This is a genomic window from Bacillus sp. NEAU-Y102, from assembly GCF_054788175.1.
The window spans coordinates 61,351-74,892 of sequence record NZ_JBTWFK010000004.1 but is presented as its reverse complement, the minus strand read 5'-3'; the positions used below and the strand labels follow the sequence as shown (position 1 = coordinate 74,892).

At 33.9% G+C, this 13,542-nt stretch carries 16 protein-coding genes; 4 read left to right on the top strand and 12 right to left on the bottom strand.

Features of this window, described 5'->3' with window-relative positions:
- Position 1: 1 nt before the first annotated feature.
- On the bottom strand, positions 2 to 430 hold the full coding sequence (locus tag ACYFX0_RS12210) for an NfeD family protein (protein ID WP_000741974.1): 429 nt from the start codon (positions 428 to 430) through the stop codon (positions 2 to 4).
- Positions 431 to 702: 272 nt separating this feature from the next.
- On the opposite strand from ACYFX0_RS12210, the gene ACYFX0_RS12205 reads away from it, so the two are divergent.
- Positions 703 to 1,902, top strand: coding sequence for an MFS transporter (locus ACYFX0_RS12205; RefSeq protein ID WP_000795939.1), 1,200 nt, complete (start codon positions 703 to 705; stop codon positions 1,900 to 1,902).
- A 68-nt stretch (positions 1,903 to 1,970) separates the two neighbouring features.
- Here the strand turns inward: ACYFX0_RS12205 and ACYFX0_RS12200 are convergent, their stop codons facing one another.
- The 5 genes from ACYFX0_RS12200 to spoIIP form a co-directional block, all read right to left on the bottom strand.
- On the bottom strand, positions 1,971 to 3,446 hold the full coding sequence (locus tag ACYFX0_RS12200) for an amidase family protein (RefSeq protein ID WP_460270583.1): 1,476 nt from the start codon (positions 3,444 to 3,446) through the stop codon (positions 1,971 to 1,973).
- Positions 3,447 to 3,627: 181 nt separating this feature from the next.
- The gene (locus ACYFX0_RS12195; protein ID WP_000178282.1) at positions 3,628 to 4,074 is read right to left on the bottom strand and encodes an NUDIX hydrolase; all 447 of its coding nucleotides are present in this window, start codon (positions 4,072 to 4,074) and stop codon (positions 3,628 to 3,630) included.
- Positions 4,075 to 4,097: 23 nt separating this feature from the next.
- Positions 4,098 to 4,838 (bottom strand): M15 family metallopeptidase, encoded by a 741-nt coding sequence (locus ACYFX0_RS12190; protein WP_000747643.1) that lies wholly within the window; start codon positions 4,836 to 4,838, stop codon positions 4,098 to 4,100.
- Positions 4,839 to 4,849: 11 nt separating this feature from the next.
- On the bottom strand, positions 4,850 to 5,347 hold the full coding sequence (locus ACYFX0_RS12185; protein WP_000617571.1) for a GNAT family N-acetyltransferase: 498 nt from the start codon (positions 5,345 to 5,347) through the stop codon (positions 4,850 to 4,852).
- Positions 5,348 to 5,603: 256 nt separating this feature from the next.
- The gene (gene spoIIP / locus ACYFX0_RS12180; protein ID WP_001079284.1) at positions 5,604 to 6,758 is read right to left on the bottom strand and encodes a stage II sporulation protein P; all 1,155 of its coding nucleotides are present in this window, start codon (positions 6,756 to 6,758) and stop codon (positions 5,604 to 5,606) included.
- An 88-nt stretch (positions 6,759 to 6,846) separates the two neighbouring features.
- Here spoIIP and ACYFX0_RS12175 point away from each other — a divergent pair, with 88 nt between their 5' ends.
- Both ACYFX0_RS12175 and ACYFX0_RS12170 read left to right on the top strand, forming a co-directional pair.
- Positions 6,847 to 7,143 (top strand): hypothetical protein, encoded by a 297-nt coding sequence (locus ACYFX0_RS12175; protein WP_000770731.1) that lies wholly within the window; start codon positions 6,847 to 6,849, stop codon positions 7,141 to 7,143.
- Positions 7,144 to 7,147: 4 nt separating this feature from the next.
- Positions 7,148 to 7,453: a hypothetical protein gene (locus ACYFX0_RS12170; protein WP_043333388.1), complete on the top strand. Its 306-nt coding sequence runs from the start codon at positions 7,148 to 7,150 to the stop codon at positions 7,451 to 7,453.
- Here ACYFX0_RS12170 and ACYFX0_RS12165 read toward each other — a convergent pair.
- The 6 genes from ACYFX0_RS12165 to ACYFX0_RS12140 all read right to left on the bottom strand — a co-directional run bounded on the left by ACYFX0_RS12165 (position 7,426) and on the right by ACYFX0_RS12140 (position 12,236).
- A complete protein-coding gene (locus tag ACYFX0_RS12165; RefSeq protein WP_106081290.1) occupies positions 7,426 to 7,992 on the bottom strand; it encodes a DUF1572 domain-containing protein in 567 nt (188 codons plus the stop codon). The genes ACYFX0_RS12170 and ACYFX0_RS12165 overlap by 28 nt on opposite strands.
- The gene (csaA, locus tag ACYFX0_RS12160) at positions 7,973 to 8,302 is read right to left on the bottom strand and encodes a chaperone CsaA (protein ID WP_001263021.1); all 330 of its coding nucleotides are present in this window, start codon (positions 8,300 to 8,302) and stop codon (positions 7,973 to 7,975) included. Before csaA ends, ACYFX0_RS12165 begins: the two co-directional genes overlap by 20 nt.
- A gap of 66 nt (positions 8,303 to 8,368) precedes the next feature.
- Positions 8,369 to 9,706: a branched-chain amino acid transport system II carrier protein BrnQ4 gene (gene brnQ4, locus ACYFX0_RS12155; protein WP_396135568.1), complete on the bottom strand. Its 1,338-nt coding sequence runs from the start codon at positions 9,704 to 9,706 to the stop codon at positions 8,369 to 8,371.
- 455 nt (positions 9,707 to 10,161) lie between these two features.
- The gene (gene cbpA / locus ACYFX0_RS12150) at positions 10,162 to 10,809 is read right to left on the bottom strand and encodes a cyclic di-AMP binding protein CbpA (RefSeq protein WP_001220522.1); all 648 of its coding nucleotides are present in this window, start codon (positions 10,807 to 10,809) and stop codon (positions 10,162 to 10,164) included.
- A 189-nt stretch (positions 10,810 to 10,998) separates the two neighbouring features.
- Positions 10,999 to 11,622: an HXXEE domain-containing protein gene (locus ACYFX0_RS12145; RefSeq protein WP_153599244.1), complete on the bottom strand. Its 624-nt coding sequence runs from the start codon at positions 11,620 to 11,622 to the stop codon at positions 10,999 to 11,001.
- Between the two features lie 17 nt (positions 11,623 to 11,639).
- Positions 11,640 to 12,236: a TetR/AcrR family transcriptional regulator gene (locus ACYFX0_RS12140; protein ID WP_098829243.1), complete on the bottom strand. Its 597-nt coding sequence runs from the start codon at positions 12,234 to 12,236 to the stop codon at positions 11,640 to 11,642.
- 309 nt (positions 12,237 to 12,545) lie between these two features.
- Between ACYFX0_RS12140 and ACYFX0_RS12135 the strand changes: the two genes are divergently transcribed.
- A complete protein-coding gene (locus ACYFX0_RS12135; protein ID WP_460270580.1) occupies positions 12,546 to 13,415 on the top strand; it encodes a hypothetical protein in 870 nt (289 codons plus the stop codon).
- The last annotated feature ends 127 nt before the right edge of the window (positions 13,416 to 13,542 follow it).

Here is a 13,542-nt window from a genome sequence, read left to right as displayed (position 1 = left end):
TTTATTCACTCTCCTTTTTCACTTGTAATATAGTACTATGCCTCTTTATAACAACGACTTTTTCTCCAGCATCAATTGAAGAATCTGCAATAGCTGTCCAAGTATCTCCATCCACCTTTACAATACCATTCGCTTCATTTGTAATCGCTTGCATAACAATCCCTTTTTTACCAACAAGCATATCTACTGTATCAGTAAAACCTTTTGCTTCTCGAAAGTTTTTTGAAATTCTTTTCGTAAAGAATGTCAAAGTTAAACTTACAATTGCACCAACAGTAACTTGTAACAGTAGTGCATCAGGAGCAAACAAAGCAATAAGACCTCCGACAACAGCTCCAATTCCAAGCCAAAGCATGTAAAATGTAATCGACAACATTTCTGCGATAAATAAAATACCAGCTATTATAAACCAAATTACCCAAGCAGCCATATGCAACCCTCACTTTCTTTCTCATTTTCTATATGTATATGAAGAAAAGAATGGTTTATCCGCCCTTTCTTACTCTTGGGCGTTTGCTACAAGCTATTGTACATATTCACTGTTACAATGATTATTAATATAATACTATATCAATATATTCTTCATTATACATGAAAATTCCTTTCAAAAAGTGACAAAAAATGAAATTCTTTAAAAATTTTAATTTTTAAACTACAATTATTCTAATTACTAAATACTATTTTTTAGAGGTGGTATTCTTATTGAAAAACCAGTCACTAACTTACTACTTAGGTTCCAAAATATGCATTACTCTTGCTGACATCGTATATGTAATGATTATTACAACTCATATTTATATAGCAACTAAATCAGCTACTATTACTGCTCTTTTTCCACTATTACAAGTTATCACAAATCTAATTGCTAACATCTCTGCACCTCTTATAGTAAATCGTTTTCCACCTTATACGTTGTTATATACGCTACAATGGCTAAAAACAGTCTTTTTACTATTATTAATGATTTTATTTCCGGTCTTATCCACAAACATTATAGCTCTATTAACTTTTATTTTTTTCATTTCATTATGTAGTGGATGGAGTGCTCCATTACTATACAGCATTCTTCCGCGCCTTACACCAAAAGAAAAATTAGTAAAAGTAAATAGTATCTTTTCCTTTTCAACACAAATTGCGCAAGCCGCCGCTTATTCATTTACGAGTGTTATCGTTCTTCTCATTGGCGCTACATCTACACTCATGATTAATAACATGTTGATGATTTTTGGATGCATTGCATTACACTTTTCATTACATACCATACATACTGAACGAATAGCAGACCCTCCCTCTTCAAAAAGTACTGCTTTATCGGAAGGTTGGAAACTCTTATTTCAAAATCCTTCTCTCCGTACCGTTACATATATGGACTTAATTGAAACTTTCGCAGGGACAATATGGATTGGTGCTATTACAATGGCATATGTTACGTCTATTCTTCATAAAAGCGAAGAATGGTGGGGATATATTAATACAAGTTATTATGTTGGTACGTTAATCGGTGGTCTATTAGCATGGAAAATGAGTTCCTATATTCAAAACAATTTAATACGATCCATGTCGATTGGCTCTCTTATGTTTAGCATTCTTACATTTTTATATGGTATGACGAGCAGCGGATTTATTGCGCTTTTTCTATGTGTTCTAATGGGACCATGTTATCAAATTAGAGATATTTCTCAAACGACAGTTTTACAATCAAGTGTCGCCCCTTCTTTATTATCAAAAATGTATACAGCACATGGCGCCCTTCTTTCAACAACTTCTGGTCTTTCTATGCTTAGCGTTGGCATTATTACTGATATGTTCGGTGTCCGTACAATTTATATAATCGCTTCTATTCTTATTTTATGTTCCGCTTGTTTATCTTTCAGTTTATTAAAATATTATAAACCAGAGTAGAATAATCTATCACTGTAGTCAACACAGCAAAAAGGACAGGAATTCCCTTTCCTTTTTGTTTATTCTGTTCATGACAAGTTCGGGATTTTTCTATGTTTTGTCGCCTGTTCAAAAGCGTAAGCTAGCTTAATTAATATCCCTTCACTAAAGGCAGTACTTGCAATCGTAATTCCAAAAGGTCTCCCGCTTTCCATATACCCTGCTGGTATTGCTATAGACGGATAACCCGCTTTCGCACATATAGTAGAACCTATATAGGAAGGAAACAGTATCGCATCAAGATTATATTTTTCCAATGCAAAATCAATGCCTTGTTCTTGAGAAAAATATATATCTTCTAATCTCGCATTTAAATATTCTGGATTTCGTAACGTATTAGGAAAATCTTTTCTTCTCTCTAACTTAGTTTGTCCATATTTTAAAGCTCTTTCTGCTATGTTTGCATTAAACTCCATTAACTCCGAAATAGAATGTACCGGAATAGTAGAAGGTAATTTAGAAAGATAGTTATCTAAACTATGCTTCAGTTCATAAAGCGGAACTCCCCAACTCCATTCTCTATGAAAAGAAGGAATATCAATATTCTCTACTACTGCCGCTCCCTCATTACGTAATACTTGGATCGTTTCTTTAAACAATTTTTCATCATACTCACCATTTTCGTAATAATCTTTTGGTGCGTCGTTAAACACACCAATTTTCGCTCCATTTAAACCATTAGCATCAAGGTAAGATGTATAATCCTGATATGCCCTACCTTCACTTTTACGAGTTGCTACATCTTTCTCATCCACTCCAGTTAAGCTCCCTAGTAAAATAGCGGCATCTGTTACTGTTCTAGCAAATGGTCCAGCTGTATCTTGCGAATAAGTGAATGGAATAATTCCTCTACGACTAATTAAACCGACAGTCGGTTTAATGCCAACTACAGAGTTTTGAACAGCGGGGCTCAAAATAGAAGCATCGGTTTCTGTCCCAATAGATACTACTGTAAAGTTAGCGGCAACTGCTATCGCAGAGCCTGTACTTGAGCCCCCAACAAACATACCATCCTTACCCGTTCCGTATGGATTAATTGTTTGACCACCTCTTGCACTATATCCAGCCCACATTTTAAAAGACATTGCATTTGCTAATTCTGTCATATTCGTTTTTCCTATTATCACGGCCCCTGCTTCTCGCAGTTTAGTAACGAGAAATGCATCTTCACTACTTATATTTTGTTCTAGAGCAATCGTACCTGCACTTGTATGCATGGAGTCATTCGTTTCAATATTATCCTTAACCAAAACAGGTATACCATGTAGCGGACCCCTTACACCCTTTGTCTTTCTTTCATGATTTAACGCTTCTGCAATAAAAATAGCATCTGGATTGATTTCTAAAATTGAATTGATTTTCGGTCCGTCTTGATCATACTTTGCGATTCTATAGAGATAATACATCACTAGCTCTTTTGAAGTTAACTTTCCAGATTCCATTTCATTTTGAATATCTTGAATTGTTAGTTCCTTTTTTAAGATTGGATTAAACTGAATTTCCATTTATATTCTCCCTTATATGAACTTTTTTAGCGTATACCCCTTACTTTTTCATTTTTTCACCTCAACACATCCTAAATTAATATCCCTTTAAAGAAATTCAATTTCCTTATTTAAACACCTTTAATTTCCCGAAAAATAAAAAAAGTCTGAAACGGATTAACCTTCGCTTCAGACTCTTACATTACTGTGCGTATACTTCATCTAACAAATGTAAAAACTCACCTTGTTTCCCAGCTAATTCAGGGCATTTTGCAATATTAATCCATTCGTAGCAAAATACTAATCCTTTATCTTCCTCACCAGCACTTACAATATGTTCCCAAGTATCCTTTACATCTGTTAGTAAAGTTACATGGAAAAAGTGGCGTTTTTCATATTCCTGTTTTTCTTTCATATGTATAATGTAATCTGCTAAAAAACGCTCTATGCATAAATGACGCAATCCGGATTCTTCCTGTACTTCACGCAATATAGCCGCTTCTAACGTTTCACCTTCATCAACCGTTCCCCCTGGCACTTGAATACCAGCTTCATGTATATCACGATGTTTAAAAACAAGTAATTGCATAACCCCCTCTTTTTCTCTTGTAATATATGCATGTACTTTTTTCTTATATAACATCGTCATTGTACGCCTCTCCCCTCAATTGTTCACTCTGTTACTTCTTCAAGCGTCAGTTGATTATCATACAAATATGTAGCTTGTGGATTTCCCACATACCTTACGTGCCATGGTTCATACCGATAGCCCGTAATCGTCTCTTTCGCTTTTGTGTATCGAATCACAAAACCAAATTTATGGGCATTTTCAGAAAGCCACTGACCTTCTTTCGTTTCCCCAAAAACCGTCTCTAACTGAAATTTAGCAGATTGAGACGTAATATCCATAGCTAGTCCAGTTTGATGCTCACTTGTACCAGGAACCGCGCTAGACATTGCTGTTTTTGCTTCTCCATCTTGTTTTTTATACATCGTATTTAATGCTTTTTGTCGATCAAAAGATCTAAATCCAGAAACTGCAAACAGGAAAATACGCTCGTTGTCAGCCTGCTGAAACATATCCTCAAGCGCCCTCGCTGCCTCTTTTCTCATCTTTTTCTTTTCTTGATCACCTTCACTAGAGTAGCGCACTTTCGGAATAACTAAATCTGGCGGTCTATACCCATCTGGTAAACGCCTACTTTTATTCACAAGTACAAGCATTGAATTCGGATTATTAATTACCGCAATATCCCCATCCATATTAGCAATCGTTTCTTTTGCTTTCGGAAATATGCTATTTACACTTACTTCCCGCGCCTGCTTATCCTTATACATTTTATAATTGATTCCTGCTACTCCAACAATAATTATTGCAGCTATGATACCAAGTAGTGCCCATCTTTTTTTCATATAACGACCTCTTATTTTAATAATTTGGCCATTTCATACTCATCGATGCCCTTTCCATCGATAATAAGAGCAGCTTTTTTGACACCTTCTTTCTCAAATCCAGCTTTTTTATATAGTGCCTGAGCTCTTGTATTGTGGGCCATTACTGTTAATTCTAAACGCCATACATCATGTAATTTTGCCCACTTCTCAACCTCTTTAAACAATCTCGTCCCAATACCTCGCCCGTTATACTCTTGCAAAATACCAATTACAATGGTTGCTACATGCCTCTTTCTTTGAATGTTATTTCCATTCACTAATATAAAACCTACTATCCTCTCATCTTCAACTGCTACAAATATTGTTGCATATTCATTTTCTATAAAGCGATGGATCATTTTTTCTTGTTGCTCAGCTGTAGTTTTTCTTTCTCCTGGTTCATATAACATAAACTTCGTTTCTTCATCTAATTGCTTACTTAATTGCAAAAATGATGCTGCATCTTCTATTTCGATTTCCCTAATCACTTCAATCACCCTACCAGTTTCATAATAAAAAGTTTTCCTTATAAAAAGATTTTCTCTACTTTCCCGAAAATCCCTTTGTAAATCTCCTACTATAAATTGACAAATTTCGATATTACTATAACAACGACAAATTATGTCTATTCTGTGACGTCTCATCATTACAAAGAAAAAACGCAAGCATTACACTTACGTTTTTTCAAAAATACTGTGAACTCATCTTCATCAGGTGAGGTCTCTCACCAATTTAAATTTCACTTTATCCATTCACTTTTTCTGCCTGCCAAAAATATTCACCAAATGCTTTAGCAAGTGCATCAATTGATCGATTCAATTCTTCCTCTGTATTATCTACACCGCCAACTTCTATTAATATCGCTTGTCCTGATAGGTCTTGATTATAGATTCCATTTCCTGTCTGGAACCCTTTTTGAATGACCCCACGACTCACTCCTGGATATTTCTTATTAATCGCCTCATGTAAAGCTGTCGCTAATTGTAAGTTTTTTTCATAGTTTTTATTTCCTTTCCCTACTACAAATGCAAGCTTTGCATATGATTTATCTCCAATTGTTTTTGTCGTTACATTCTTTCGGGCACTATCACGATGCAAATCAAAAAAGTATTGAAGATCTTTATTTCCAGCCATAGCTTGCTGCACAATTTCTCGTGACATCTTATACGAACTATTACTATTTAAACCTTTACTTATTAACTTTTGACCAACATCACTCTTATCGTTAGTGGCGCCAATTCCTTCACCTTCTAGTTGTTCACGGAAACGGTCTCCTAATATAGAAATATTCGATACAGAACTCGTTGCTTTATTCGGATTCGGGTCATTCGTTAAGTTAAGTAAAGGTAAATAGGATTCCCAGCTATGTGTATGATAAATAAACGCAACTTGTCTTTTCCCGGTCGTTTGGGACGGCTGTTTTTTCTCTTTACTCGTATCTTGTTTAGGTGCTTGTCCAGTTCCACTAGTCCGTTCCTTCACTACTTCTTCAAGAGGGACACTCGACTCTATCGGTAAGTTAGAATAATTTGTACCCTCACCCGCAATAACAATTTCTGTATCGTACTTACCAAACCCAGGGAGCTCTTTCCCGACAAAACTGCGTACATCATTAAAGCGAATATTTGTAGCCATGGAAAAGAGAAAAGAAGAAATTGAAAAATCTTGATTCAAATTTCGATACTCCTGTGTAAAATAATGATTCTCTTTTCCAAGTACATACATGTAACCATTCATCGATAACTCATTTAACCAATTATATAAATACGTTGACTTCGTCTCTTTCATAGAGGTTACCATCATACTAATAAGAAAAAAAGTCGCTAGCACTGTAGTAATAACAAATAAAACTAACTTACGCATGCTTGTAAACTTCATAAAAAAAAAGCCCCGATTCATACTATCACCTCTCTATTTCAAGTTATGTACAAGCCCTAGAGAATAGACCGTTAAAATTTCGGCTATATTGTTAATGAGGTGAAATGAATTGAAGCTATTAATAGGAATATTACCAATCGCTCTATCATTCATTTTTTATTTGTCCGCTAAGCATCCAAAAGTCTCTATTGTGCTACATATTTCTGCGTACTTGGCACTGTATGTACTCGGTACAATTATTTCCATTAATATATACGATGTTTTAATACAAGATTTAGTTTTCATGACAAGCATTCATGGAATTTTACTGAATCCATTTTTCCTTATTGCAGGAGCGTATATAGGAACATACACTTTGTACCTACTTTTGTCTCACATTATTATGAAAATAAAAAATGGAGCGTAATGAAATGCAACCACCATTTATCTGTCATACATGCAAAAAAAGAATTGTAAGAAAGAAAGATCTTATTACAGCCACATGGTGCTTCCGCTTTTATTTATTTCACAGTGATTGTTTTAAACGACAGCAAGTGTTCATCTCACGGTTTCTCCCTGTGAATACACTTTTCAATTTCTTTCTTATTGTATATGGACTTATTTTTGGCAGTATTCTTATGATTACAGAACCATCTATTATTTGGCTGACTTTCTTTTTCCCCATTTTTTATCGGTTTCTTTCTTATTATTATGTTGAACGTTTTTTCTCTACATAACGAGTTGACTGTCCTTTAGGAATGCTTAAACATAGCCACTCATTTTCTTTTAACATTTTACCGATGTAAATAATCTGTCCAATATGCAATGCATAATGAGAAATTTGCCTTTCAATTGCTTGCAGGACCGTATGAGCTTCACCACGAATGTATACCGTCTTCAATAGATGTTCCGGCAATATCGTATTCATCGTATTAAAAACGTATTCCCATCCTTCTTGCCACGCTGCAAGGGCTTCCTTCTTTGAAGAATAGCCTCCTTCAAATTCACCATCTCGGTCACGATCAACTTTTTCACCATCAGATGTTAAAAAATCCGTCCATCTAGAACGCATATTACCATGCAGATGCTTTATAATAATCGCTATACTATTTGTTTCTTCATGAGAAGACCATTGTATTTGTTCGTATGATAATTGAGAAAGTGCCCGTTCCCCTTGCTTCTTTGTTGCTTTAAAGTTCGAAATCGCACATTGTAAATATTCTCGTCCGATATCCATATTAGCCCCTGCCTTCACCCTAGCTAATTTTTGTTCCATTTGGCAATTCCATATTAGGCTGAAGCAACACAACATCATCAGCTTCAGGAACGCCGCCAAGCACAAGCACTTCCGATTTAAATCCAGCTACACGCTTTGGCGGAAAATTTACAACAGCAACAATTTGTTGACCGACTAAACCTTCTGGACTATACCTTTTCGTAATTTGAGCACTTGACTGCTTTATCCCAATTTCTCCAAAATCAATTTCTAGTTTAATCGCTGGAACTCTCGCTTCTTTAAATTCCTCTGCATGTATTACAGTTCCAATTCGCAAATCCAAATTTAAAAAATCTTCAAAATTAGCCATTTTATCATTCCTCCCAATTATTACTTAGACAAAATATAAAAATCCCCTTCAAAAAAAGAAAGGTGCCTAAGCACCTTTCTTTTGTAATTCACTTGATTCATTTGATTTATAGAGGAAGAAACCGAGAATCCCGCCAATACATGATGGAATTAACCATCCGATTCCTTCGTTATATAACGGTAACATTTGTAGTACATTAGAAATCACGTCAATTTTAATGTTCGCACTTTCTAAACCGTTAAAGAAACTAATTAACAATGCACCTAAAATAGCTCCAATATAAATTGTATTACGCTTCCCAATCCACTTATGGAAATACGAAAGTACGATTAATACAATTGCAACTGGATAAATGATCATTAACACAGGTAATGTTACGGCGATTAATTGTGTTAAACCTAGGTTAGATACAATTAAACTAAATACACATACCATTGTTACAATCGTTTTATGTGAAAGTTTTGGGAATAAGTTTGTAAAGAAACCCGCACACGCAGATGTTAACCCAACAGAAGTTGTTAAACAAGCGAGTATAATAACAAGCCCCAATAAAATTTTACCACTCGTCCCATATAGCTCATTTACAACATTCGTTAAAATAAGACCACCGTTTTCTGAGACACCAAGTGATGTACTTGTTGAACCAAGATAAGCAAGTGATAAATAAATTAACGTTAAACCAAGTACAGCAATAATACCTGATACGACTGTTATTTTTGCAATTTGACTACTCTCTTTTATCCCTTTAGAGCGAATAACTTGTACAACGACAATTCCAAATACGAGAGCACTAATTGCATCCATCGTTAAATATCCTTGAATAAATCCACCAAAGAAAGCATTTTCTTTGTAAGCAGCTAACGGCGCAGCCGGCTCTCCAATTGGATCAATAATTGCCTTTCCGACAATAACAGCGACAATTAATACCAATAGTGGTGTAAGAAACTTTCCGAACCAATCCACTAATTTAGATGGATTTAATGATAAATACCACGTTATTCCGAAGAAAACTATCGTGAAAAGAAATAGCATGTACCACTCTGAAACCATTGCCTCTGATAAAAAAGGCTTCATACCCATTTCAAACGAAACAGCTCCAGTACGCGGAATTGCGAAAAATGGTCCAATTGCTAAATAACTAATCAATGGGAAAATAAACGCAAATATAGGGTGGACTCTAGAAGACAGCGCTTTCAAGTCCCCCTCTACAAACGCGACAGCTGTTACAGCTAGTAGGGGTAATCCGACTCCCGTTACAAGGAATCCTATTGTAGCAATCCAAACATTCTCTCCTGCTTGTTGACCTAAAACTGGCGGAAAAATTAAATTTCCTGCTCCTAAAAATAATGCAAATAGCATTAAACCAATTGCTACCGTATCACCTGGCCTTAAACGTCCCTTCATGCTCTTCATTTGCATAGCACTTTTCCATTGTTTATCTCTATATTTTACAATATGCTATGCATCCTCCTCTCTGCTCAAGATGATAAAATATGCCCCTTACAAAGCAGTGTCTTTCTCCATAATTTCTCCATTCCCCTTATTTTTACTCTAATCATTAATACAATTGTTATTTTCGAATTTTGATTTTTTTGAATTTTCAAATCATTAGAGTGTTATTACGTGGAGTATAGTTGTCAGACCTCTTTGTTTTTATCACACATATAGTAACATATTTAGTTGCAAAATAAAAACATATTTTCAAATTGATTTTTTTGAAAATCGAAATTATCTACAATTTTTATTCTCTTACACAAATATTGTTACAATCTCTCCTATTATCCTATCGTTATTTTCAAATAACTTTACACACGTAACATAACAAAAGCCATCCAAGATAATTAGATGGCTTTTGTATGTTACTCTATCGTTTCAACTTCACGTGGATTTTTCATCTCTTCCACATACACAACTCTAAATCCGTGATCTTCTAAATCTTTCAATAATGTCTCTAATTCACCGTCGTTAAACTCTTCTCCTAATGTAAACATAATTCTACGAACTAATAAGGCATCATTATCAAAAGTCATCAAACTTTGAATACCAGTGTATTTCTTTAAAACTGTCGATAACTTTTGAATTGCTCCATTATAGTCTTGCGTTCCAATCATGACAGAGTATTTACTAGAGTGAACGCCCCATGCATCCTCTAATAACTCAAAAACTTTTTTATGCGTTAAAATTCCAAGGAAAATCCCTTTTTCGTCAACTACTGATAAATATGGCAATTTTTTTATTGTAAAAAATACTTTAAAGAAAGATGAATCTTCTCTCACAAATCCTTCTTTATCGTTTAATAATTGTATCACACTCTCATCAAGCGATCCTTTATATTCTAAAATATCTACTTTATATATATTCCCTAAAAATTTCTCTTTTTTTTCATCTAAAACTGGTACACAACGATACCCCGTTTTATTTAAATGCTCTAACGCTTCCCCTATCGTAATCGAACTTGAGCACAGTAAAACTTCCCTTTTCGGCACGTAATTCCCTTTAATCCTCATAAAAAACCTCCTTATGTTAAAATACTTTCTGTGCCATAACTATATTATATTTTCAGAAAAAAATAAATAATTTATTTTATTTTTCTGAAAATTATTCATTTTCTTGTCATAATTTATTCATGAATCCTTCACTTGCACTTTCTTCAGCATCTAAAACCCTTCCTCTGAATTCTAAATCACTTCAATGTATCATTTGTACGGACCTAGTTGCTTTTTAGAAAAGTAATGATTTGTCTCCTTACTTTTCATTAATATATTTCCTTTTATAATTAAAAAATAGGTAGCTATTAGAAAGTAGATCACCCCAAATAACCAATCCAAATTTGTAGCCAGATTGTGTAAAAGAATATATCTCATATATACATAACCAATTGGAACATGTAGTAATACAACCGCACCTAATCCCGGATTATATATTGTTTTAGCTTTTATATTCGCAAAAATACCATGCCATATGAATTGAAAAAATCCCATTAAAATAGGTGCCAACCCAAGCCATATTATATTTTGAAAGAAAACCGGGAGTAAATAAAAAACATACGTAATCAAAATATTTATTACCATAGCAGATTGCGTATTTAATGGATAGCGATCTGGTATATCACTTTTAAATATAACTACATTAAATAGACCAGCAAAATAACCTGGCCAACGATACTCTTCAAATTGATGCACTAAAATGGCCACAAAACTTAACCATAACAGTACTTTTATTTCACTCATTTCTCCCAAATTCGCGACTAAACAAACTACGACAACAATAGCGACCACTAATCCTATATCACACCAATGCTTTCTAAAGAAACTAGCCATCTCTATCACCCACTATCTCAATTTTTATAAAAATAGCGTTCAAATAGGAAATCAATCTGTTTTTCTACAGATGGTACTTTTATATCTACCCCTGATTCGAGAATTGGCATCATTAATGTGGGAAGAAAAATAGATCCAAATATTTGTACTGTCATCATCATTAAAATTTCCTGATCCGTTTCATTCGTTATTTCGCTCAAAATATTCTTCACTTTACTAAAACCTAGCCTCTTCAAAAAATCCCCATATTCGTATTGAGATGTAAATGCCGTAGTTCCCATTGCAATAATCTTCCTAACTAACTCCGGATATTGCCGAATTACTAGTACATAATCCAATAAAAATATTTTTAATCTTTCTTTTGCTGGCACTGTAATATTATCTAAAATAGAAAAAGTGCCTTGAAAGCCAATTAATAAAACTCTAATCGTCTCACTAATTAACTTTTCTTTTGAACCAAAATGGTAATTTACTAGCACTATATTTATATCTGACAATGCCGCAATTTTTCTTATCGTTACCTTTTCAAAACCTTCTTTTTTAATTAATTCCAATGTTGTATTTAAAATCTTTTCTTTCGTTGATACGTTTTCATTCCCCCCTCTAGAATGTATCAGTTAAACATCGTTTAATTTTATGGTATCACTTTCCAATTTTAAAAATCTATTTAATCCTTTCAACATTTCCCTACATTCTCTTCATTCCACACAAAAAGCGTGAAAATGCAAAACTGTTCACGCTTTTTGTATTTGTACTGTTACATACCAGTTTCTGCTTTATATTCCACACATAAAATAGATTTCTAAATACAATTTAAAATTATCCATATGCCCATACATGAAGAAAAATATATTGTAACTTGCTCCAAAAACGGCTAAAATAAGAATAAGAATTTTCTGAATATTCCAAGAGTAGGTGGTTATATGTCCTTATTACGCTCACATATATACAAATTAATAATTGGTGTTATTGTTATTTTTGCCATAAGTCCAATTCCAGCTCTTTTTATTACACACAATTACTCTTATCAAAATGGATTTATTAGCATTTTTCAAAACTTCGCACAGCTTTCCTCATTATCAATTCCAAAGGTTGATTGGATGCATGAATCTATCTTTTTCTCAGCAAACCAAATGGTACATACTTCTAATCATTCAACACCATTATTCCCTTACATATGGGAAATATATTTTATATCGATTGTTCGTTTTACTTTTACCCTTGCGATCGGATTTTTCATAAGTTTGGGTATCGGCCATTTATTTTTCAAATTACCTAACTCCTTTAAAAAGTTTACTACCGTATTGAATTGGATTCCTTACTCTTTTTGCACTGTAGTATTACAATGTTCAGTCTTATTACTACTTCTATACGTCGCACAATTTATAAGCCTTCCTTACTACTCATCTTTTATCATCGTATGTAGTACTTCCATGATTATCGTTATGCAAGCAGTAAAAAAATGGATTCCTTTCTTAAAAAACACAAATGAATATGAAATAAAATATGATTCTTTTCTTGTAGATACATTGTTTTTAGCGCTTACTTCGAATCATAAATCAATTTTAAGTTCCATTATTCTTTCGTTCGTTTTTATGGAATGCATTTTTCATGCAAATGGACTGTTGCAATTTATCGTTCAATTTGGCGGAAATTCACCCATAATTGTTACAATAGGCTTATTACTACTCTATATCCCATATAGCATACTTTCTTTTCTTCAAACACTATGGACCACAAACTACTCCAAGCAACAGTCATATACTTTAACAAGAAGTGTTCCAAAACCTTAATTTGAAATTACCCTCTATAATCTAAAAGTAAGGGGTTATTCCTTTTGTATAGCGGACAAAATAACAGCAAATTCAAAAACTATTACAGAAACATACCAATATTTACCCTTTTCCTTTGACTATTCTT